The sequence below is a fragment of the Ardenticatenales bacterium genome, assembly GCA_020634515.1.
GTDB lineage: Bacteria > Chloroflexota > Anaerolineae > Promineifilales > Promineifilaceae > JAGVTM01.
Genome location: JACKBL010000005.1, coordinates 328,045 through 350,307, shown reverse-complemented (window position 1 = coordinate 350,307; position 22,263 = coordinate 328,045). Strand labels below are relative to the sequence as shown.

The window sequence follows — 22,263 nt, the reverse complement described above, 5'->3', positions numbered from 1 at the left end:
GTCGTTTCCGGGAAGATGGTAGTGCTTGGGGAAAATGCCGGCATTCTCACCCCACAAGCCAGGCAGGACGATCACCGGGAGGCGAAACCCGCGCCGCCGGCGGCGTCACCGGCAAAACAATATGCACCTCCGTCCCCGGCAGCAGCGCCTCATCGCAGCCACCAGATTCCACCCAAACGCGCCCGCCGTGCGCTTCAATGACGCCGCGGGCAATGGGCAGCCCCAAACCCGGCCCGGCTCCTTTGAACTTCGTATTGCCACTTGAGTGCAACTTGGGATCGCCAATACGAAAGAACTTCTCAAAAATCAACTCGTGGTATTGCGCGTCAATGCCAATGCCCGTATCAGCCACCACAATCTCCACAAAATCGCCCAGGTCGGGCGCGCTCGGCGCCAACGTGCCGCGAATCGTAATGATACCGCCATCCGGCGTGTACTTGATGGCATTGCTGATGACGTTTTGGAACGCCTGCACCAGCCGCTTGAAATCCGCCTGAATCTGTGGAAGCTGGTCCAATCCCTGCTGCGCCAGCGTCAGGCGGCGCTCGTGCAGCGCCGGGCGCAGCGGGTCCACCGCCAGGCGCACAATCGTTTCCATGCCCGTGCCCATGAAGGAGAGCCGCATCTCCTGCACGTCAATCTGGCTGGCGTCCAACATGGCGGAAATGACTTTCTCCAACTGGTGAATGGCGCGATTGACGTGCCCCACGATTTCCTGCGTTTGCTCACGACTGAGGGCGTCCGCCTTGTTCATGGCTGCCAGAATATCCGCGTACCCCTTTACCTGCGTCAGCGGCGTGCGCAGTTCATGCGAAGCGATGGTGATGAAGTCTGACTTGACTTTATCCAGAATGCCCAGCCGCTCGTTTCGCCGCACCAGGTCCTCGTTGAGTTGGCGCACTATCTCATTTTGCTGCCCCAGTTCCCGATAGAGGCGGGCATTTTGCAGGGCGACGCCCGTCTGGTCGGCAAGGAGTTGCATCAATTCAATCTCAATGGGGCGAAAGGTGAGGCCGGAGGATTTGGGACCGAGGGCAATGAGGGCTTCCAGGCGCGGTGCTTCCGAGGTTCCCTCAATGATGACGGGAACGTACACGTCCATGGCCTGTTCCGCCAGCCACTCCCGTTCGGCGCGGGTGAGGCCGTGGAAGGCGGGGTTGAAGTCTAGCTCATATTGCAGCAGGGGGTAACGCTGCCGCAGGAGAAGCTGCAAGAAGGGGCTGGCGGCGGGCAGGCGAAAGGTCTGGCGGGGCAGGCGGCCTAATGCGGGAACGGGTTCGAGTTCGTACCCGGTTTCCGTGGGGGAGAGCAGCATGAGCGCGCCGCGATTGATGCCCAGGCGTTCGCTTATCTGGCCGATGATGACGTGGGAGAGTTGTTCGACATCGAGGACACGGGCGATAGCCTGGCTGTAGGCGCGCACGGCGGCGCGGGTGTCGAATCGCTGGCTGGGGAGGTAGCGGTAGAAGAGGCGTTCGAGGAGGCGGCGCAGGGGCTGGAAGAGGGCGAAGCTGGCGACGGCCAGGAGGAGGATGCTGAAGGCGACGGTGAGGGGGGGCAGGGGTGGTTGACGACTGACGATGCCGCGGAAAATGCCGGCAGCCGGCAAACCAATCAACACTGTCGTCACTGCCAGGCTGATGCTCAATCGCAGCCGATGACGCACGTCAAAGACCCGGTGCGTGGCGACGGCGTAAGCCAGCCCCAGGGCCGCCAAGAGGCAGAACAACTGCCCCGTCCACTGTGCCGGCGGCGGGTTGAGGAACAGCAGCAGTTCGCCGCCCGCCATGGTCCACAGCATGAGGAGCCAGAAGAGGAGGCGGTTGGCGTGCCAGGGGAGGCGGGTGTGGCGGTAGGTGTGCCAGGTGCGCGCCAGCAGGGGCAGTGAGACGCCCGCCCACAGGAGGAGGCCGCCGACGCCACCCAGGGAGAGGCGCGGGTGCAGCCAGGGGGGCGCGGGGAGGATGGCGCGGGGGCGGGCGAGTTCGATGAGGAGAATGCCAACAATGAACCCCACGCCCACGGGCAACCAACCACGGTCGGACCATTCCAGAAAGGCGGCGGTGAGCAGGGCCAGAAAGAGGAGCGAGGCCAGCAGGGCGATGTGCGAGAAGTTGGGGGGATGGCCGTCAGGGGGCCAGAGGAAACGGAGTAGTTGCCAGGCAATGAGGGCCAGGAGGAAGGCGAGCAGTCGGCGACGCGGGCGCGGGGCAATGCCCTGGCGCAGGAGGATGGCCAGGAGGAGGATGGTGTAAATGCCGGCACTCATCGCCGGCGCCAGTTGCAGCAATTCTGACAATACCATGCGGAAAGAAACGTATCACGGCCAGAGCAGTCTGGCAGCCCATGACGAACTGCCCATACGTTTCTATTCTACCTGCGAAAGACGCAAGGGTAAACCAACGAATACAAAACCATCCTCCAGGGTTCATCCTGCATTCGTGCGAGACGCAACGCGTCTGGTGCGACTGATGCGAAGCCATTAGTGGCTGCCCACAATTAAATTAGCGGAAATGTGCGGGCAGCTTGTCAGTAACCGCCCGTTAAAAGTGTGAAGTTGTTTTCGGGCGGTTACTTAGGTTGCCAGATTCCATCTCACCATCGCGCCGAAATCGTAGCCACACGGTAACTCCTAAGCCAGATTGGACCAATTTTCTCTGGCGAAAAGAGTCATTGAGCGCGTGAAATTGGTCCAATCTCCAGAGAGTGTTAGTAGTTACGCCACACGGATTAAATCGCACATAGCCTTACTACTGGACTCTGGCGTTTTGGCGTGGAGGCTTCAGCCGGTCCACATATGGGGTTTGACCCGGCTAAAGCCTGGACTCCGATCACCCTATGACCCGGCTAAAGCCTGGACTCCGATCACCCTATGTGGAATTCGCCAAACTCCAGCTTACTATTGTTTTGGCTCGTTTTTTGCCGGCATGGTAACGGACGTTCCCACATACGCCCCCACAATAATCGGCACAATCAAACTGGCAGGCATCAACAACACAACCAACAGCACCACGGCCAACGGCTTGCGCAGCATCGCCGCCGTTGTCGCCGCCATTGTGGCCATCGTGCCCACCATCGGGTCAACGGCCGGAATCAAGTAAGCAACCCCCATACCTACTGCCGCTCCAACAAACATCATCGGGAAAAACTCACCCCCTTTCCACCCTGTGGCCACCAATATCGCCACCGCCAGCAGCTTGGCCAGCCCAATGGTAATCAGCAGCCAGCCGCCCATTTCCGCCCCTTGCGTAAACAAGTCATTTATGCCCGTTTGCCCGGAAAAGAGGACCAGTGACGAGAACGTGGCCAGCAACCCTAAAACCAGGCCGCCGATTACGCCTTGGGCGATTTTACTGGTCGTCAATTGGGGAACGCGATGGTGCAGCCAATCATGCAACCACAGAAAGCCAGCCCCAAGCAATCCGCCCAGCAAACCAAAGGGAGCCGCTATCAGCAAATCGACACCATTGCGGGGCGCGGTATAAGGCAAAAAATCGTAGTTCACGCCCAACGTGTCGCCCACCAATAACAGCGTGACCAGCAGTCCGGCCAATCCGGCAAAGATACCGGGAATCATGGTCCAGGAGCGGGGAAGTTCTGTGCCATCGGCTGACTCCAGGGGCAGGGCGGCACTGCCCAGCGGCGAGCGAAAGAATGCACCCAAGGCGCCACTGACGCTGAAGTAAGTAAAGGCATACGCCTGCTGCGCCGTCATCTTGAGTTGTCGCGCAACGTAAGTCCCCAGACCTCCCGCCAGCCCGATAAGCGCGGCTTCGGGACCTAATGCCCCGCCAAAAGCGAGCGAGATGAGGGAGATGGCAACGCCATGTGGCACGTGTGCTACGTCAAAACCGCCCTGTGTGCGCACATCTTCGAGAGCGGCTTTCATTGGTTTGGGCCAATCGCCCAGAAAATGCTGCCCCAGCCCAACGAGTAAGCCACCGATAAGACAAACGAGCAAGGTATAAAAGCGGAATTCGCCCAGTTGGTGCGGTATTTCTTCCCAGATTAGCTCGACAAGCCAATGTTCGACGAGAAGGAAAATGGCCGTAGCCACCCCCACGATCGCGCCGAGGACGACAGCATAGAGAATTAGCTCGTAAAAGCTGCGATTCGTCAGGGTTTCTTTGTCAATTCGTCTCGTTGATGCCATTTGAACCTCTATTCGTTAAGTGACCCGTTACAGGCGTCGGAGAAAACACGGCTTGAAGCATCAGAGGGCCGGCAATCACGTCACGCAACCGACGGCCCTCATAAGTCAGCACAAACTGCTTAAGACACACCGGAGAAGGAGAATGTTATAGGGATTCAGGCGCTTCGTCGAGTGTCTGATGGATTAGGGTGCCGCGCGATCAATCCACATTGGGTTATCCAGCGCGATGATCACCGGCTCCATGTCGGGCGGACCGGGGGAAGTGTATCGGACACCTTCTATAAAGAACTGGTTGGCATTGACCAATCACACCGGAAAAGCAAAACAGCCTCTTGCGCTTGACGCAAGAGGCTGTTTTGTGTGCGCTATATTGGGAGGCTGCGCGGCAGCCGGTACGTCACCAACGATGTCGCGCAATAACGATGGCGGAGAGGGCGGGATTCGAACCCGCGACGGCTTTCACCGTACACGATTTCCAATCGTGCGCACTAGACCAACTATGCGACCTCTCCGGGGCCGGCATTTGCGGTGCGCCAGCAAATGTGCGTCGAAAATTATAACAAGTGCGCGGCGGTTTGCAAAAATTCAATAGCCAACTGCCGCGCCGTCGTTCCGGGGTTCGCTGCCGGCATAATACACCCCCGTCTCCTCATCCCGCACAATCACCTGCCCCCCACCATAAAACAACGGCGGCATATCCACCCGGATTTCGTGCCCGCGCGCCGCCAGTTCCGCCCGCGCCGCCGCCGAAATCGTCGGCTCCAGCCCAAACGCGCGCCCGGCCATCCACTGAAAACGGGGCGCGTCCAACGCCGACTGCGGGTCCATGTCAAAGTCAATCAGATTCACCCCCACCTGCAAATGCCCCTGCGGCTGCATAAAGCCCCCCATCACGCCGAAACTGCTCCACGCCTGATCGTCTTTGGTGATAAAGCCGGGAATGATGGTGTGATAGGGGCGTTTGCCGGGGGCCGCTTCGTTGGGATGGCCTGGTTCCAGGCTGAAATTCGCGCCCCGGTTCTGCAACTGCACGCCCGTCGTCCCCGCCGTCAGGCCGCTGCCAAACCCCATGTACAGGCTCTGGATCCAACTGACCATGTTGCCCTCGCGGTCGGCCACGGTGAGGTAGACGGTATCGCCATGATGATCGGGCTGACCGGGAAACGGCTCCAGCGCCGCATCGGGGCGAATGAGGGCGCGGCGCGCGGCGGCGTAGGCGTCGCTGAGCAGGCCGGAGATGGGCACGCGCGCCTGGCGCGGGTCGGCGATGAAGGCGTGGGCGTCGGCAAAGGCCAGTTTGATGGCCTCCATCAGCAAGTGGTAGTAGTCGGCAGAACCGTAGCGCATACGGCGCAGGTCGAAGCCGCGGGCGATGTTCAGGGCGATGAGGGCGGTGAGTCCCTGGCCGTTGGGGGGGATTTCGTGGAAGACGTAGCCGTCGCGGTAGGGGAGGCTGAGGGGCGTGACCCATTCTGGCCGGTAGGCGGCCAGGTCGTCCTGCGTGAGAACGCCGCCCGCTTCCTGCACGCAGGCGGCGATTTGCCGCCCGATGTCGCCGAGGTAGAAGGCGTCCGGGCCTTCGGCGGCCAGCGTGCGCAGGGTCCGGGCAAATTCCGGGTTGCGGAACAGTTCGCCGGCGCGGGGGGCGCGCCCGCCGGGGAGCCAGACACGCCGCGAATCGGGGTGTTGGCTCATTTTTTCCGTGGAGCGCGACCAACTGCCGGCAATTCGTTGACTCACGGGAAACCCTTCTTCCGCATAGGTAATCGCCTGCGTCAGAATGCGGTCCAGGGGCCAGGAACCAAAGCGGTCAAGCGCGGCCTGCCAGCCGCGCACCGCGCCGGGGACTGTGACGGGAATGGGACCGAATGCCGGCATTTCCGCATACCCCAACCCCCGCACCCAATCCGCCCGTAGCCCCGCCGGCGCCGGCCCGCTGGCGTTCAGGCCATACAGACGTCGTTCATTCGCCTGCCAGATGAGGGCGAACGCATCCCCCCCCACGCCCGTGGAACACGGCTCCACCACGCACAACGCGGCCACGGTCGCCAGCGCCGCATCCACCGCGTTGCCGCCCGCGCACAGCACCGCCAGCCCCGCCTGCGCCGCCAACGGCTGGCTCGTCGCCACCACCCCCGCGCGCGCGATCACGTTCGAGCGCCTGCCGGCAAATTGATAATGCTCAAATAACACGGGAGTCTCCTTAGGGAGTAGTTGAGAGTGTTCAGTTGACAGCTTGTAGTTGACAGTTTTCAGTTGCCGCCTATCATACCCACCCCCCCACGAACAACCAACAACTACCAACCACCAACCACCAACCACCAACTCCCACCCTATTCCCCTCCGTCTCCCTCACGCGCCGCTCATATTGCGGCCAGCACCACCCGCGCAGGGTTGGCAACGGTATACCCGTGTGCTAGAATGTCCGCGTTTTACCCTGAGTAATCAGGCAGCATGGCGGCGCTAATCTGGCCGCCATTTCTATGTTTCCCAACCGCGAACAAGCAGGCGTCACGCCCGGCCTTGACGGAAGCAGTCCGAAAGACGGCTCCCGTCTCTGTCACCCTGGAAGTAGAGAGGTAATTGAATGATGGAAGAAGAACGTCCCGTGCAGGATGCGCGCCAATCAATCGAATCTGGCAATGCTCCTCCACCCGATGCGTCGGCAACCGCCGGCAAATCCTCTACCGGTTTACTGGTTGCCGGCATTCTCGTCGTCGTCATCCTGATCATTGCGGGATTATTCCTGCCTCCCATCTCCCTGGGGCAGCGATTGGGCCTCGGCGCGGACAACGCCAGCCCCAGCGCCACCCAGGCCCCGGCGGAAACCCTGTCCCTCCCCGGGCTGATTTCCCTGGACGTCGCCGACCCCAGCGGCGTCAGCGTCATGGGGTATGCGGCGGCGGACTTCCTGGCGGGCAGCGCCGGTGAAGCTTACCAGGCCGCCATCGCCAACCTACCCGCCGCCCTCACCCCTACCGGCCAGGTTTTCACCATCGACGGCAGCGCGTCGGCCAGCGGTTCGGCGGCGCTGACGCCACAGGCGGACGCGGCCCCTCTGGAGACGCTGGACGCTTACGGCTGGAACGGCAGCGCCTGGGTGTTTATGCCCAGCCGCCTGGACACGGCCAACAATCAGCTTGTCTCTCTGCCCGGACCGCTGCCGAGTGTGATGGCCTTGATGCAAGTGGCCGCGCCGACCGTGCCGGCGGTGGGGGCGGAGGCGGCGGCGGACCAGATGCTGGCGGCGGATGCGCTGCCGCTGGTGACGGATCTGAGTGTGGGGACGTTGGTGTTGGGAGATGCCGGCACGCTCAACGGCGAACTGGGAACATTCCCCGCGGGCGGCTATCGTCAGTGGCTCCACGTCACCAACTACCAGGCGGTGATTGACCAGGCGAGCCTATCCAGTCTGCTTTCTGATGAAGCGGCGCAGACGGCGCAGATTAATGATTTGGTGAGTCGCGTGGGGAGTGGCGGATATGCCGGCATTCACCTCGACTACCAGGGCATCCCCGCCGAACAAAAAGACGCCTACACCACCTTCGTCGCCAACCTCGCCGCCGCCCTCCAGGCTCAAAACGCCAACCTCATCCTCACCCTCAACGCCCCCACCCTCCTCGCCAGCGGCGCATGGGACACCGGCGGGCAAGATTGGGTCGCCCTGGGGCGTCTCGCCAACGTCGTCTACTTGCAAATGCCTCTTGATCCCGGCCAATACGCCGACGCCGGCCCCGCCGACCAAATCCTCGCCGACGCCGTGCGCCAGATAGACCGTAACAAGCTCACCCTCCTCGCCAGCGCCAGCGCCGTTGACGCCGTGGGCGAAGCCTTCCGCGAACTTTCCGGCGACGCAGCCCTCGTCAACTTCGGCGCGCTCAACTTCGTTCAGGGCGGCGAAGAAGCCGCCCCCGGCGAAACCATCGAAGTCGCCCTTTCCGGCTCCGCCACCCCTCTGGAATGGGACGGCAACAGCGTGGCCTACAAATACAGCTACGAAGAAAACGGGGCTGCCCATACCGTCTGGCTGGGCAATGAAGCGGCGTTGAACCATCGCCTTCGCTTTGCCCAGAAATATCACCTGCGCGGCGTGGCGCTGCGGCAGGCGGGTGATCCGGAAATCGGGGCCGACAGCGCCGCCGCCCTCCGCAGCTACCTGGGGCAAGGCGAAGCGCCCGCCCCACAAGGCGCCGCCATCGTCTGGACCGTCCTCAATAGTGAAGAGGGCGTTCTGGAAAACGTCAACGGCGAATCCCTCTCCTTCCAATGGCAAGCACCGGAGACACCCGGCGCATACACCATCAAGGCGGACTTTGCCCAGGGCAGCAGCGTCGCCTCCCTGGGTTCGCTGGCCGTGAACGTGCCGGAACCGGTGGCCGAAGAACCCGCTGTAGAAGAAACCCCCATCGCGGCAGCGCCGGAAACGCAGCCTGAAGCGACGGGTGGCGATGTGACGGCGACGGTTAATACCGGCTCCAATGTGCGGTCTGGACCAGGATTGGGCTACGGCGTTGTTGCCGGGCTGGAGCCGGGCACGCGCGTTCGCCTGATCGGACGAAACGCGCGCACAGATTGGGTGCAAATTGAGCTACCAGATGATCCGGAGAAGGATGGCTGGATATTCGCGCAGTTGCTAACCATCACGGGTGATCCGGCGACATTGGCGGTCGTTGAAGTGGCGCCGCCTGCCGTGGCTGCCGGCGGCGGTGGCGGCGGGGGCGCACCCGCACCCGCGCCCGCGCCGGTGATTGCCCCGGCGGGTGGTGGCAGCTTTGAATTGGGCGGGCAAACGCACTCTCTGGCTCATCCGGCGCAGATGAACTACTCCGGGATGACCTGGGTCAAGTTCCAGCACAAATGGGGGCCTGGCGACAGCCCCAGCTCCGTGCAGGGCCAGATTGACAGCGCGCACGCCAATGGCTTTAAGGTCCTGTTAAGTATCCCCGGTTCCAGCACCTACCCCAGCAGCATCGACTTCAACGGCTACGTGGAGTTCCTCCGCGGCGTGGCCGCTTTGGGGCCAGATGCGATTGAAATCTGGAACGAGATGAACATTGACTTCGAGTGGCCGGCGGGACAAATCGATCCCGGCTCCTACGTGCGCAACATGCTGGCCCCCGCGTACAACGCCATCAAATCGGCCAATTCGCGCGTAATGGTCATCAGCGGCGCGCCCGCGCCTACGGGATACTTCGGCGGCGGCTGCGGCACGAATGGGTGCGACGACAACGCCTATCTTGCCGGCATGGCCGCCGCCGGCGCCGCCAGTTACATGGATTGCGTGGGCGTTCACTTCAACGCCGGAGCCACGTCCCCCACCGTCTCCTCCGGCCATCCCGCCAATTCCAGCCACTACAGTTGGTACTTCCAGCCCACGATGGACCTGTACTACAACTCCTTTGGCGGCGCACGCCCCGTTTGTTTCACGGAACTCGGGTTCCTCTCTGGCGAAGACTTCGGCGGCGTGCCAACACGCTTTAGTTGGGCCGGCAACACCACGGTAGGGCAGCACGCGCAATGGTTAGCGGAAGCCGTCAGCCTGGCCGCCAACAGCGGCAAAGTCCGCCTGGCGATCATCTTCAACGTGGACTTCACCTATTATTCCGATGATCCCCAGGCCGGTTACGCCATGATTCGGCCCAACGGCAGTTGCCCATCATGTGATTTGTTAGCCAATATCATGGGATCGCGCTAACTACCAAAAGGGGGCATAGCGCATACTGCCTGCGCCTGTCGGCAACAGAGATTGTTACCGGTTTCCCCGGCTAGAAACGTGAAACGTGCGCGGCAAGTACGTTTCACGTTTCCTTTTCATTAACCCCAGTAGGGAGTAAGGCCAGTTTCTAACTCGTCTGAAGAACTCGCTCCCTTTTCGTCATTCGTCATTCACATCCGCGAGGAAGCATGAAAAAACGCACGATTCTCTTCACCCTCTTGTTCATGGCGCTGGTCCTGGCGGCCTGCGGCGGCTCAACCACGACGCCCACGGATAGCACGGAGGTGGAACCCACCGCAGCTTTGCAAGAGGCGTCGGCGCTGCAAGCGGCGGCTACACTGCCACCTCCGGCGATGAGCGTCGAAACAGACCCCACCGGTGCGGCGGAACCTGATACAGGTGGTAATGCCCCCGCCGCTCCCGTGACCGCTCCCAACGAGGAAACAGGACCGCAACCGGTGTACCCCTGGCCGGCGGACCGGTTTGGCTATGGCATTCAGTCGCACGCCACGGTGGGCGACCCGGCGCTAACCATGGAGGTGATTGCCAATCAATTGCGCATGGATTGGGTGAAGGTGCAGTTTCAATGGGCGTTGGTGCAGCCGTCGCCAGAGGCGCAGGATTGGTTCCATTATGACGGCATCGTGGATGAGGCCAACAAACATGGGCTAAATCTGATGTTTAGCGTGGTGACGGCTCCGGCGTGGACGCGCAGCGCGAACAATATCGACGGGCCGCCGGATGATTTCAATGTGTACGTGGATTTCGTGAGCGCGTTGGTGGCGCGATATGCCGGCAAAGTCCAGGCCATCGAAGTGTGGAACGAGCAAAACCTGGACCGCGAATGGGCCACCGCCAACGGCATCAGCCCCGAAGATTACGTTGACTTCCTCGCCCGCACCTATCAGGCCATCAAAGACATCGACCCCAACGTCATCGTCATCAGCGGCGCGCTCTCCCCCACGGGGCCGGGCGACTGGGTCCGCTGGGCCGACGACTTTGAGTACATGGACCGCATGTTGGCCGCCGGCGCGCTGGACTACGCCGACTGCGTGGGCGCGCACCACAACGGCTACAACATCCCCCCCAACGTCGCCTATGACCAGACCGGCAGCCTGCCGGAAGCGGCCACCGCCACCTTCCGCGGCCCCTTTGACAATCCCTACCACCTCTGGAGCTTCCAGACCACGCTGGACGGCTACCTGGAGCGGATTCGCCAGTACGACCCGAACAAGAAATTGTGCGTGACGGAGTTTGGCTGGGGCAGCAGCGAAGGGTACGATAGCTATCCGGCGGGCTTCGAATTCGTCAACGATAACACGCTGCAAGAGCAGGCGGACTACATCGTGCAGGCGTTCCAGCAGATGCACGACTCCGGTGATGTCTGGCTGGCCTTCCTCTTCAACTTTGACTTCGGCAACAAAGGCAACGGCCCCACGGATGATCCCGTGCCCTATAGCATCGTAGACACCATCGGCGCGCCACGTCCCGCCTTTGGGGCCGTCGCCGACATGGAGAAGGTTCCTTGATCTCAGAGGCTCATCCGCCTCAACGAGATCGCCGCCCGCCAGGGACGCTGGCGGTCGTCGCGCTGCTGCTGTTGGGGCTGGCAGGTTGTCGCCCCAACAGCGGTAGGGAAATGCCGGCATCCACCATCCCCAACCATCCCGAACAATCGCCCACACCCACGCTTGCGGCAGAGGCCACGGCCACCCCTCCGGCCATCACACACCGCTATTTTGACTCGCCCGAATACGGCGTGCAGGCGTTTTTGTGGTGGAAACCGGACACCGCGCTGCGCGACCTGCAACTCGTCCAGGACATGGGTTTCGGCTGGGTGAAGCAGACATTCGCCTGGCGGGACATTGAAACCATAGAAAAGGGTCAGTACGATTGGTGGCGGCCCGATTACATCGTGCAGGCGGTGCAGGACGCGGGCTTGAAGCTGCTGGTGCGCATTGATCGCCAGCCGTTTTGGGCGCAGCCGCCTGGTACACCGCCGATGGAGAACATGCCGCCCGCCAATTTGCAAGATTTCGCCGACTTTTGCGGCACGTTGGCCGACCGTTATCGCGGGCGCATTGCCGCTTATCAGGTGTGGAATGAGCCGAATCTCAGCCGCGAGTGGGGGAATCAGTCGCCCGACCCGGCGGCATACACGGCTCTGCTGCGTGGGTGTTACGAGGCCATTAAGGCGGTTGATCCGCAGGCGATTGTGATCTCTGCCGGCATGGCCCCCACGGGAACCGAACCCCCAATCGCCATGCCGGACACCGACTTCCTGCAAGGTATGTACGATGCGGGCGCGGCTCCTTACTTCGACGTGTTGGGCGTGAACGCCCCCGGCTACAAGGCGGCCCCGGAGGTCTCGCCGGCGGAGGGGGAGCAAGTTTATGGGCATCGTTTCTTCGTTTTCCGCCGGGTGGAGGATATGCGCGCGATCATGGTTGGTAACGGAGATGCCGGCAAACAAGTCGCCATACTGGAAATGGGATGGACACTCGACCCCATCCGCCCCGACTACGCCTGGTTTGCCGTAGACGAAGCCACCCAGGCCGACTACCTCGTGCGCGCCTACCAGTACGCCAAAGCCAACTGGCAGCCCTGGATTGGCCTGATGACGACCATCTACATCGCCGAATACCACTGGACGCCTGAGGCCAACGAAGAATACTGGTGGGCCATCGTCCTCCCCGACGGCACCCCCCGCCTCGCCTACGAAGCCTTGAAAGAGATGCCTAAATAGTGGGGACGGGCGAGTGGCGAGTGGCGAGCGTTCCGTTTCCCGTTTTCAGTTTTTCGTTGACTGTTGATCGTTATGAACTTCTGGATTTTAGCTGCCTCATACTGGATTCACCTGCTGGCAACCGTCATCTGGCTGGGCGGCATGGCTTTGATGGCCTTCGTCGCCTGGCCTGCGCTGCGGCGGCGCACGCTGGAGGCCAACCAATGGTTCCAACTCCAGGCGCGTTTCCTGCCGTGGGCGAATGCCAGCCTGGCGTTGCTGCTGGTGACGGGGTTTGTGCAGATGACGAACGACCCCAACTATCACGGTTTCCTGAAGGTGGATAGCGTGTGGGCGCAGGCGATTTTGGTGAAGCACATTGCTTTCGCGCTGATGGTGGTAATTGCCGCCTACATGCAGTTTCGATTGCAGCCGGCCATGTCGCGCATGGTGCTGCTGGCGCAAAAGAAGCCGCAAATGGCCGCCGCCGAGCAGGAAAAACTGACCCGCCAGGAAATCCTGTTCCTGCGCCTGAATCTGGCCTGCGCCGCCGCCGTCCTCCTCTGCACGGCCATTGCCACCGCCGTTTAAGAACGCGCGCCGGCGAAATCCACATACGGTGGTCGGCGTCGTGGCTTTAGCCGGAGCAACTCCCATATGTGGGCCGACTTAAGCCGCCACTCCCAAAACGCCAGAGTCCAGCAGGAAATTGGACGGTCAGGATGGCTGATAGACCATCTCTGGTGGTTGTCCCACAGCTATTGGCTCAATAGTAAACTCAAGAATGTTCGCTTGCTGTTGCGCATGTTCCAGCGTAATAGCGACGACACTGCCATCACCATCCAAATCAATGATTGTGTTTGCGTTCAAATCAATACTTTCCGCTACATTTTTGCTGCTAAGCTCTATGTAGAGCGTATCCGTTTCCGCGAAGTATCTAATTTTCATGACGATTCCTCGTGAAAGCGCCGGTCAAAAAAAGCGTTGTGGACCGTTTCCCCATCAGCAAGAAGAATGACACGCAGATAGCGATTACCGGCTTCTTCGATTCTTGCCCATCGCCGAATACGACCATCAGATGGAACTTCTTCTCGAACAGGCTGCATGAGTACGTAGGCTATCCATTCATCTTTGATGATAGCACGATCTGGTCTCAGTTTCATGTACCTGAAATAGGATGTGGTTTGAAAATTCATCGGTTACGAATGGCAAACCAGAGAATAGTTTTGATTCAATATCATAACATAAACAGCGAGGTTTCCAACAGCCTATTCGATTCCCGCTGGTAGCCTATGGCGGAAGGAGCATGATCGGGCTATGATTCGGAAAACACCTAACCCAATTCCTGGAGGCTTTAATGAGTGAAGACAAACGGCTGTTGACAGCCGACGACCTGTACAAGTATGAAGTCGTATCAGGCGGCGAGATTTCCCCGGACGGGCAGCACGTCGTGTACGTGGTGCAGCGGGTGGACGCGAAAACGGAAAAGAAGTATGCCAATTTATGGGTGGCGGCCACAAATGAAGATGACGCGCGTCATCAAAATGACGCGCGTCATCAAATTGACGCGCGTCAATTTGCCGACGCGCGCCAGTTTACGTTTGGCGACCAGAATGATGGCCAGCCCCTCTGGTCGCCGGATGGCCGGCATATCGCCTTTACATCAAATCGTGATGATGAGAAGCAAGCGCAGATTTACCTCATTCCCCTGGCGGGGGGCGAGGCGCGCAAGTTAACGGATTTGAAAGGCACGTTTGGCGGTTTTGAATGGTCGCCCGATGGCCGCACGCTGCTGATGGGCTTCCGCAAGAAAGACGAGGAGGAAATTGACCGCGAGGCAGACCCGCAAAAGAAGGAACTGGGCATGGTAGAGCGGCACATCACGCGCGTGTTCTTCAAGGGGGATGGCCTGGGGTATTTGCCAAAGGAGCGGTGGCACATCTGGACGGTTGATGTGGCTTCGGGAGAGGCGGCACAGTTGACGGATGGGGATTATGACGAGACGGATGCAACGTGGTCGCCGGATGGCCGGCAGATCTTGTTTGTCTCCAATCGCAGCGAAGACCCGGATTTTGAGCTGGACGCGGACGAGCTGTATGTGATGCCCGCGGCGGCTGACAACGCCTTCACTCGCATTGAGACCAATCACGCCTTTCAAAAATATATGCCCAGTTGGTCCCCCGATGGACAATCCATCGCCTACCTGGGGCGGCGCAGTTCCGGCAACTGGTGGCAAAACACCTGCCTCTACGTCGTGCCCGCCGCCGGCGGAACGGCACGCAACCTCACCGCTCATTTCGACATCCACATCTCCAGCAGCACCCTCGGCGACGTGGCCGCCCTCTCGCTGATGCGCCCCACCTGGTCCGCCGACAGCCAGACCATATACTTCCAGGTCGCGCGCCACGGCAAACAACCCCTCATGGCCCTCTCCCTGGCCGACGACGAACCCCAACTGACCACCGTCGTCCCCGGCGGGGCGGTCGGTTACTTCAGTCTGGACCAGAAAAACGACACCGTGGCCTACTTCCAGACGGACCTCACCGATCCCGGCCAGATTTGGGCGCAAAGCCTGGCGGATGGCGCGGCGCGCCGGTTAACGCGGCACAACGCCTGGCTGGACGAGATCGACCTGGGGCAAATCAGCGAAGTGTGGTTTGACGGCGGCGCGCACGACCCGCACGCGCCGCGAAAAATACAGGGGTGGATTTTGACGCCGCCCGGATTTGACGCCAACCAGTCGTACCCGTCCATCCTGGAAATTCATGGCGGGCCACAGATGCAATATGGCTACTCCTTCATGAACGAATTTTTCCTGCTGGCGGCGCAGGGGTATGTCGTCTATTTCTCCAACCCGCGTGGCAGCCAGGGGTATGGCGACGACCACTGTGGCGCTATCTACAACAACTGGGGCACGATTGATTTCGCGGACGTGATGGCCTGGGCGGACTACATGACGCAGCAGCCGTACATTGACGTAGACCGCATGGGGGTCACGGGCGGCAGCTATGGCGGCTACATGACGGGCATGATCGTCGGGCGCAGCCACCGCTTCAAGGCCGCCGTGGCGCAGCGGGTGGTGAGCAACTTCATCAGTATGTGGGGTTCCAGCGACTTCAACTGGGGTTGGACGCAGGCCTTGGGCCAGGAAACCCCGTGGGAAAATGTGGAGAACTATTGGCGGCAATCGCCCATGCGCTATATCGGCGGGGCAAAGACACCGACGCTGGTTATCCACAGCCAAAATGACTATCGCTGTAACCAGGAGCAGGGCGAGCAGCTTTACGTGGCTCTGCGCAAACTGGGCGTGGATAGCGAGTTGGTGCTGTTTCCGGGCGAATCGCACGGCCTCTCCCGCGCCGGACGTACCGACCGGCGGGTGGCTCGCTTGCGACACATTGTCCGCTGGATGAACAAGTATTTGAGGTATGAGGTATGAGGTATGAGGCGCAGGGGCGTTGGGTGGATGACGTGCGTTTTGATGCCATTTTTGTCGCTTTGTGTGGCTGGATTCTCCTGGGCGCGTTCACCGATGGGTGGGCGCACAGCCACGGACGCACGGATGAGACGTTTTTTACGATCTGGCACGCATTCTTGTATTCAGGATTTGTGGCAGCGGTGGTTTTTGCCGGCATCACCTGGACCAACAATCGGCGGCGCGGCTACCAGGGTTGGGGACTGCTCCCTCCCGGCTACGAATTAACCCTTGCCGGATTGGGACTCTTCGCGCTTGGCGGCCTCGGCGACATGGTCTGGCATACCCTGTTTGGCGTGGAAGCCAACCTGGAAGCCATGTACAGCCCCACCCACCTGCTCCTCATGATCGGCTTGCTGCTCATCGTGACCGGACCGGTGCGCGCGGCGTGGCGACGGGCACAGGTCGTGCCCGATCCGCCACTTCCGCTGCTGCTGGCGCTGGCGTACACGCTGGCCCTGCTCACCTTCCTCACCTTTTTCACCAACGTTTTCACCATGGCCTACCCGCAAATGGCCGCGGGCGCGGGGGAGGAACTGGGTATTGGGGCGATTCTGCTGCAAGCCAGCCTGCTCACGGGCTTCATCCTCTTTGTCCTGCGCCGCTGGCAGTTGCCCATGGGCAGTTTCACATTGATCTTCACGCTCGTTTTCACGGGCATGGCCGTGATCACGGACGAATATCGTTTTATTCCGGTGATGACGTTGGGCGGCATCGTGGCGGATGTGCTGAACGAGTATTGGCAACCGGGGCGGGTGGTGAGCAGACGTACGCGCTGGTTTGCTTTTGTCGTGCCGGCATTTCTCTACGCCGCCTACTTCCTCACCCTCTTCCTCACCGGCGGCGTCGCCTGGACCATACACCTATGGGCCGGCGGCATCTTTCTTGCCGGCATGATGGGCACACTCACCAGCTACCTCCTCTGGCCCCCCACGCAGCCGGAGACACCGGATGGAAGCGGCAAAACGTCCCCCGCTTCTCCCCCAGATTCATGACATCCGCGCCAGAATAGAGTCGTATGCCGGCAGCAAATCCCGTACCTGGGCCACGTCGGCGCGAATTTGGGCCACCAGCGCATCCACACTGGCGAACTTCTGCTCCGGGCGGATGTGGGCCATAAAATCCAGCGTGATTTCTTGCCCATAGAGGTCGCCGCGAAAATCGAGGATGTGCGTTTCGACGACCAGGTGGGAACCGTCCACGGTCGGACGCACGCCCACGTTGGTGGCGGCCACATGGCGCCGACCATTGATCCAGGCGTAGGTGGCGTAGACGCCATTTGCCGGCAACAGTTGTTCCTCCCACACAGCCAGATTTGCCGTGGGGAACCCAATCGTCCGCCCCCGCTTTTGTCCCGTCGTCACCAGGCCGCTGACGCGATAGGGACGCCCCAGACATTCAGCCGCATCTTGCACGTCCCCCGCGCTCAGACTTTGGCGCGTGCGGCTGCTGCTGACTCGTTTGCCATTGAGCAGCAGCAGATCAGTCACCTCCCGCACAACAAAACCCTTTTCCGCCCCCAACTGGCCCAGGTATTCGCTGTTGCCCTCGCGCTGATACCCCAGGGAAAAACTGCCCCCCCACAACTGGCGCATATCCAGCTTCTCGCGCAAGCGGTCCACAAAAACCGCCGCCCGCGTATGTCGCACGTCGTCATTAAATGGTTGGGTGATAATCAGGTCGAGGCCCAGCCGGGCCAGCAGCGACACCCGATCCTCCAGCGGCGTCAGGTAAATACGCCCCTTCGTCCCCCGAATGACCACGATAGGATGGGGGAAGAACGTCATCACGGCGGCGCGCGCGCCATCGTGCCGCGCCTGCGCCACCATGCGCCCCAGCAGCGCCTGGTGGCCGCGATGAACGCCATCGAAAACGCCAATAGCCAGGTAAGTGGGGTGTGTGGGGGAGGCTTGCGTCAGGTCAGAGATGCGAATGAAAGATTGCGTCATGGTTGATTCGTGCTTGCCCTCACGTGAAAGGTAAAACGCCGCGGCTACTCCACGGCGGCACATATTTGTACCACATCATGAGGCAAGGCGCAGTGGTTTGGGCAATTCCGCGAATGGGCAAACGGCGCAATGGAGAGGCAATGCGCGCGCGAGGTTATCAAGGAAAAGGCAGGGGGACATTCGACGGCAGCGGGTGACGCTCAATGACCTGATAGGCCGTCCAATCTTCTTCCGTATCCACATCGAATTGGATACCGGGCAGCGCCACCGTGACGAGGCGCCGTTGTCGTTTGTGGGCTTCGTCTTGATGTTTGTGGAAGCTGCCCACGCCGTAATGAAAGGTGAATTCCAGCGGCGGCGAGAGGAGAAGGGCGTTGGTTCCGTCGTATTCGTGGTCCGGGCAGATAATGGTCACGGGTTCAGACCCGACTTCGGGCAGGGAAAGGACAAGGAGGCTGATGTCTTCGGCGGTGATGTAGGGGAGATCTGCCGGCAAAATCAGGATGCTGCCGGCATGTCGCGCCGCGGTGACGCCTGCTGCGCGTGTCACCGCTTCGTTTAGCCCGTGGCGGTCGCCCTCGTTGTAGGTGTAGGCTCCCTCGTGGCGCGCCAGTTTTAGAACGGCCGGGTCGCGGCTGATGACCAGGGTGCGGTAGATTTGCTGCGAAGATTTGATGGCTTGCAACGTGCGCAGCAGCAGTTCGCTGGTTAGTTCCGCCCGCTGGTCGGGCGTGAGGACGCGCGCCAGGCGACTTTTGCTGTCGCGCAGCGGCTTGACGGGAATAATGGCCCAGATGCTCATGGGAGTCCTTTTGGAAAAGGGTGGAGGAATGATTAATGGGTGAATGGTTAATTGGGTGTCCAACCTTGAGTTCACTGAAAAAACCGGGTTTTTTGATTGTCCGGCTGAAATTACCAGAGTGGTTCATGTGCAAAAACCCGGTTTTTGGCCTTTTTTCAGTAGAGTCAACCTTAAAGAGATTTTTAAGGTTGATGATTCACCAACTTGACAATGGGTGCGTTTCATTTCAGTTGGAGCAGACGTAGGACAATTTGCTAAATTGTCCTGTGCCACAACAGGACAATTCGGCGAATTGTCCTACAGACGCTTACACGCTCAACTCACTTGAAACACACCCCTTGACAATTCATGCAGCCAGGTGGTCTACGACGGCGTTGAGGATTTCCCGCGCCAGGCGTTCGCGGTCGTGGGTGTTGCGCATGATGGTGTTGGTGCAAAGGTGGTGGGGGTTGTGGGTGAGGGTAATGCCGGCATCTTGCTCATCATAAACGAACAAATCCACGAGGTCGGCGTAGTAATCGGCGATGGCGGCGGCGCTGTTGGGCAGCCCCATTTCCTGCATCATTTTGGCGGCGGGTCCTTTGACGGCAATGCCGGCAATAATCGGACTCACGGCGGCCACCAATGCCGGCAAATCCGCCACCATCTCCCGAATCGGATACACATTCAAAATAGGGTCAATGCTCACAAACGGGTTCGACGGCGCGATAATCACCACATCGGCGCGGGACAGCGCCCGCATCACCTGGGGCGTCGCCTTCACATCCTCCGGCAGCACAACCTGCCGCACGCGCGGTTGCCAGCGACGATGCACAAACCACTCCTGAAAAGCCAGCACCCCTTCATCCGTCGCCACCTGCGTCGGCGCGGGCGCGTCGCTCATCGGCAAAAGTGGGGGCAGTACCCCCAAATGGGCGCACAGGTGCGCCGTGGCCGCCGTCAACGTCTTGCCCTGCTCCAGCAAGTGGGCGCGCGTCAGGTGTGCGGCCAGGTCCAGGTCGCCCAGGCGGAACCAATCCGCGCCGCCCAGCCGCCCCATCTCCGTAAACGCCGTCCAACTTTCGCCGCCACGCCCCCACCCCGTCTCCGCATTGGCCACGCCCGCCAGCGTATACATCACCGTATCCAGGTCGGGGCAAATCGTCAGGCCACAGTGGCGGAAATCGTCACCCGTATTGCCAATGATGGTCAACTGCGCGGCGGGCAAAACGCGCGCCAGGCCGTGCGCCAGTTTGGCGCCGCCGACCCCGCCCGCCAGGCAGACAACGTTCAGGTTTGGGAATTGTGTTTCTTGAGGGGAGTCCGTAGTCCGCAATGCTGAAGATGACATGCGTCAACTTTATCACATCCCCGCCCCTGGTGGTATAGGAAGAAATGAGTAACGTATGGGAATCGGATGGGACGTGGTGTGTGACGCCATCTTCCCGGAAGTTGTCGGAGAGGTGTTCGGTTGGGAATCAGGCTTCCGGGAAGATCTCCGGATTTTCCGCGAGTACGTAGGCGGCGGCGGCGGCGGCCATCGTGGCTACGCCGGTGATCATTGCCCGTTCGTCAAAATCGAAGCGGGGGTGGTGATGGGGGTAGTGATACCCTTGCTCTTCGTTCATGGAACCGACAAAGAAGTAGCAGCCGGGAATCTCTTCCAGAAAGAGGCCCATGTCCTCGGAGGCCATGCTGCGCCCACCGACGACGTTGGCCGTGCCGACGAGGCTGGCGGCGGCGGCGCGCACGATGGCGGTGGGTTCCGGGGCGTTGACGACGGCGGGGACGATGGCGATGGTTTCCATGTGGGCGGTGCAGCGGAAGGCGGCGGCCATGTATTGGGCCATTTCCAGGATGCGGCGGTAGACCATGTGGTGCATTTCGTGTTCGTAGCTGCGCACGGTTCCTTTGAGGATGGCCTGATCGGGGATGACGTTGAAGGTTGTGCCGGCAGTAAACTGCCCCACCGTCACCACCACCGACTCCAACGGGTCCACGCTGCGGCTGACAATGGACTGCATGCCGGCCACAATGTGCGCACCGGCCAGCACCGGGTCAATCGACTGGTGCGGTGCGGCTCCATGCCCCCCCTTCCCTTTGATGGTGAGCGTGAACGTGCTGGACGCCGCCATACAGGGTCCCTCAATCACGCGCACCCGACCCAGCGGCAGCGTGTTCCACAGGTGCATGGCAAAGGCCACGTCCGCGCGCGGATTATCCAGCACGCCATCGGCAATCATCGCCAGCGCCCCGCCGCGCCCTTCCTCGCCCGGCTGAAAGATAAACTTCAGCCGCCCCGCCATTTGCTCCCGACGATGGGCGAACAGTCGCACCAACGCCAACCCCATGGCCATGTGCCCATCGTGGCCGCAGGCGTGCATCACGCCCTCGTTTTGCGAGGCATAATCGACCTCGTTTTCCTCCTGAATGGGGAGCGCGTCCATGTCAAAGCGCAGCAGCACCGTGGGGCCGGGGCGCGCCCCTTCCAGCAGGCCGACCACGCCCGTCTCGCCGACGCCTTGTCGCACGACCAGGCCATATTCTTGCAAGGCGCGGGCGATGATGGCGGCGGTGCGGCGTTCTTGAAAGCCCACCTCCGGGTGGCGGTGGAAGTCGCGGCGCAGGCGCACGAGTTCGGGAAACAGGGCGGTTGCTTCGGCGTGAAATGGTGAGTTTGGCATGGGCAATCATCAACGGAAAACGGGGAACGGGGAACGGGAAACGGGGCGTTAGGATGGGTTGAGGGCACGGCGTTGGCGGGGGAGGATTTGGGTGATGCCACGGGCGGCGAGGTCGAGGAGGCGATCCAGGTCGGGGCGGAGGATGGGGGCGTGTTCGGCGGTTCCCTGGATTTCGATGATGTGGCCGCCGCCGGTCATGACGAGGTTGATGTCTACGTCGGCGGCGGTGTCTTCGGCGTAGGCGAGGTCGAGGAGGGGGGTGTTTTGGAAAATGCCGGCACTGATCGCCGCAATCTGATGCCGAAAAACAGCCTCGGGGATGGTTCCCGCCGCCACCAGTGGGCGCAGCGCCAATTGCACCGCTACCCAACCGCCGTTGATGGCCGTCGTGCGCGTGCCGCCGTCCGCCTGTAGCACATCGCAATCCACCATCAGCGTGCGCTCGCCCAACTGTGACAGGTCAAGGGCCATGCGCAGGCTGCGCCCGATGAGGCGGGAGATCTCCTGCGTGCGGCCTTTGGGCCAGCGTTGTTCGCGCTGCGTGCGTTGGTGCGTGCTGCGGGGCAGCATGGCGTACTCCGCCGTGAGCCATCCTTGCGCGGGGTTCGCGCCGCGCAGCCAGGGGGGAAGCTGGTTCTCAATGGTCACGTTGCACAGCACCTGCGTGTTGCCGCAGCAGGCGAGGACGGAGCCTTCGGCCCAACGGGTGTAGCCGGGGGTGAAGGTGATGGGGCGCAGTTCGTCTGGTTGGCGGTTGTCGGGTCGGGTCATGGGTGCGAG

15 protein-coding genes and 1 tRNA gene are annotated in these 22,263 nt (G+C 61.2%); 6 read left to right on the top strand and 10 right to left on the bottom strand.

What is annotated here, in order from left to right:
* Positions 1-46: 46 nt before the first annotated feature.
* The 4 genes from H6650_15520 to ggt form a co-directional block, all read right to left on the bottom strand.
* The gene (locus tag H6650_15520; GenBank protein ID MCB8953415.1) at positions 47-2,305 is read right to left on the bottom strand and encodes a GAF domain-containing sensor histidine kinase; all 2,259 of its coding nucleotides are present in this window, start codon (positions 2,303-2,305) and stop codon (positions 47-49) included.
* Between the two features lie 594 nt (positions 2,306-2,899).
* Positions 2,900-4,153 (bottom strand): chloride channel protein, encoded by a 1,254-nt coding sequence (locus H6650_15515; GenBank protein ID MCB8953414.1) that lies wholly within the window; start codon positions 4,151-4,153, stop codon positions 2,900-2,902.
* Between the two features lie 423 nt (positions 4,154-4,576).
* Positions 4,577-4,665: transfer RNA gene (locus tag H6650_15510), tRNA-Ser, on the bottom strand.
* A 73-nt stretch (positions 4,666-4,738) separates the two neighbouring features.
* Complete coding sequence (gene ggt, locus H6650_15505) at positions 4,739-6,346, bottom strand: gamma-glutamyltransferase (protein ID MCB8953413.1); 1,608 nt, start codon at positions 6,344-6,346, stop codon at positions 4,739-4,741.
* 394 nt (positions 6,347-6,740) lie between these two features.
* Between ggt and H6650_15500 the strand changes: the two genes are divergently transcribed.
* The 4 genes from H6650_15500 (at position 6,741) to H6650_15485 (ending at position 13,185) form a co-directional block, all read left to right on the top strand.
* Positions 6,741-9,848, top strand: a complete 3,108-nt coding sequence (locus H6650_15500; protein MCB8953412.1) for an SH3 domain-containing protein — start codon at positions 6,741-6,743, stop codon at positions 9,846-9,848.
* Between the two features lie 209 nt (positions 9,849-10,057).
* The gene (locus H6650_15495; protein ID MCB8953411.1) at positions 10,058-11,398 is read left to right on the top strand and encodes a hypothetical protein; all 1,341 of its coding nucleotides are present in this window, start codon (positions 10,058-10,060) and stop codon (positions 11,396-11,398) included.
* Complete coding sequence (locus H6650_15490; protein MCB8953410.1) at positions 11,395-12,615, top strand: hypothetical protein; 1,221 nt, start codon at positions 11,395-11,397, stop codon at positions 12,613-12,615. Before H6650_15495 ends, H6650_15490 begins: the two co-directional genes overlap by 4 nt.
* 72 nt (positions 12,616-12,687) lie before the next feature.
* Positions 12,688-13,185, top strand: coding sequence for a CopD family protein (locus tag H6650_15485; protein MCB8953409.1), 498 nt, complete (start codon positions 12,688-12,690; stop codon positions 13,183-13,185).
* 126 nt (positions 13,186-13,311) lie between these two features.
* Here H6650_15485 and H6650_15480 read toward each other — a convergent pair whose 3' ends face one another.
* Entirely contained in the window at positions 13,312-13,542 is a 231-nt protein-coding gene (locus H6650_15480) for a DUF2283 domain-containing protein (GenBank protein MCB8953408.1), read from the bottom strand.
* Between the two features lie 409 nt (positions 13,543-13,951).
* Here H6650_15480 and H6650_15475 point away from each other — a divergent pair, with 409 nt between their 5' ends.
* Together H6650_15475 and H6650_15470 are read left to right on the top strand one after the other, a co-directional pair.
* Complete coding sequence (locus H6650_15475) at positions 13,952-16,033, top strand: S9 family peptidase (protein MCB8953407.1); 2,082 nt, start codon at positions 13,952-13,954, stop codon at positions 16,031-16,033.
* The gene (locus H6650_15470; GenBank protein MCB8953406.1) at positions 16,030-17,064 is read left to right on the top strand and encodes a hypothetical protein; all 1,035 of its coding nucleotides are present in this window, start codon (positions 16,030-16,032) and stop codon (positions 17,062-17,064) included. The genes H6650_15475 and H6650_15470 overlap by 4 nt, the downstream gene beginning before the upstream one ends.
* Here the strand turns inward: H6650_15470 and H6650_15465 are convergent.
* From H6650_15465 to rph, 5 genes are all read right to left on the bottom strand, one after another.
* Positions 17,059-18,018 (bottom strand): bifunctional riboflavin kinase/FAD synthetase, encoded by a 960-nt coding sequence (locus H6650_15465; protein MCB8953405.1) that lies wholly within the window; start codon positions 18,016-18,018, stop codon positions 17,059-17,061. The two genes, H6650_15470 and H6650_15465, sit on opposite strands and share 6 nt — an antisense overlap.
* A gap of 157 nt (positions 18,019-18,175) precedes the next feature.
* Positions 18,176-18,820 carry a 2-phospho-L-lactate guanylyltransferase gene (gene cofC / locus H6650_15460; GenBank protein ID MCB8953404.1) on the bottom strand — a complete coding sequence of 215 codons (645 nt, stop codon included), beginning with the start codon at positions 18,818-18,820 and terminating at the stop codon, positions 18,176-18,178.
* A gap of 346 nt (positions 18,821-19,166) precedes the next feature.
* Positions 19,167-20,150: a 2-phospho-L-lactate transferase gene (locus H6650_15455; protein ID MCB8953403.1), complete on the bottom strand. Its 984-nt coding sequence runs from the start codon at positions 20,148-20,150 to the stop codon at positions 19,167-19,169.
* 127 nt (positions 20,151-20,277) lie between these two features.
* Complete coding sequence (locus tag H6650_15450) at positions 20,278-21,483, bottom strand: amidohydrolase (GenBank protein ID MCB8953402.1); 1,206 nt, start codon at positions 21,481-21,483, stop codon at positions 20,278-20,280.
* Between the two features lie 48 nt (positions 21,484-21,531).
* Positions 21,532-22,254 (bottom strand): ribonuclease PH, encoded by a 723-nt coding sequence (gene rph / locus H6650_15445; GenBank protein ID MCB8953401.1) that lies wholly within the window; start codon positions 22,252-22,254, stop codon positions 21,532-21,534.
* Between the last annotated feature and the right edge of the window lie 9 nt (positions 22,255-22,263).

What these genes read in the sequence shown, in the direction of transcription:
- H6650_15450 (MCB8953402.1), bottom strand. Translation starts at nt 21,483, where the DNA reads ATGCCAAACTCACCATTTCACGCCGAAGCAACCGCCCTGTTTCCCGAA.
- H6650_15475 (MCB8953407.1), top strand. Translation starts at nt 13,952, where the DNA reads ATGAGTGAAGACAAACGGCTGTTGACAGCCGACGACCTGTACAAGTAT.
- cofC (MCB8953404.1), bottom strand. Translation starts at nt 18,820, where the DNA reads ATGAGCATCTGGGCCATTATTCCCGTCAAGCCGCTGCGCGACAGCAAA.
- H6650_15470 (MCB8953406.1), top strand. Translation starts at nt 16,030, where the DNA reads ATGAGGTATGAGGCGCAGGGGCGTTGGGTGGATGACGTGCGTTTTGAT.
- H6650_15500 (MCB8953412.1), top strand. Translation starts at nt 6,741, where the DNA reads ATGATGGAAGAAGAACGTCCCGTGCAGGATGCGCGCCAATCAATCGAA.
- H6650_15480 (MCB8953408.1), bottom strand. Translation starts at nt 13,542, where the DNA reads ATGAAAATTAGATACTTCGCGGAAACGGATACGCTCTACATAGAGCTT.
- H6650_15485 (MCB8953409.1), top strand. Translation starts at nt 12,688, where the DNA reads ATGAACTTCTGGATTTTAGCTGCCTCATACTGGATTCACCTGCTGGCA.
- H6650_15495 (MCB8953411.1), top strand. Translation starts at nt 10,058, where the DNA reads ATGAAAAAACGCACGATTCTCTTCACCCTCTTGTTCATGGCGCTGGTC.
- H6650_15515 (MCB8953414.1), bottom strand. Translation starts at nt 4,153, where the DNA reads ATGGCATCAACGAGACGAATTGACAAAGAAACCCTGACGAATCGCAGC.
- H6650_15520 (MCB8953415.1), bottom strand. Translation starts at nt 2,305, where the DNA reads ATGGTATTGTCAGAATTGCTGCAACTGGCGCCGGCGATGAGTGCCGGC.
- rph (MCB8953401.1), bottom strand. Translation starts at nt 22,254, where the DNA reads ATGACCCGACCCGACAACCGCCAACCAGACGAACTGCGCCCCATCACC.
- H6650_15455 (MCB8953403.1), bottom strand. Translation starts at nt 20,150, where the DNA reads ATGTCATCTTCAGCATTGCGGACTACGGACTCCCCTCAAGAAACACAA.
- H6650_15465 (MCB8953405.1), bottom strand. Translation starts at nt 18,018, where the DNA reads ATGACGCAATCTTTCATTCGCATCTCTGACCTGACGCAAGCCTCCCCC.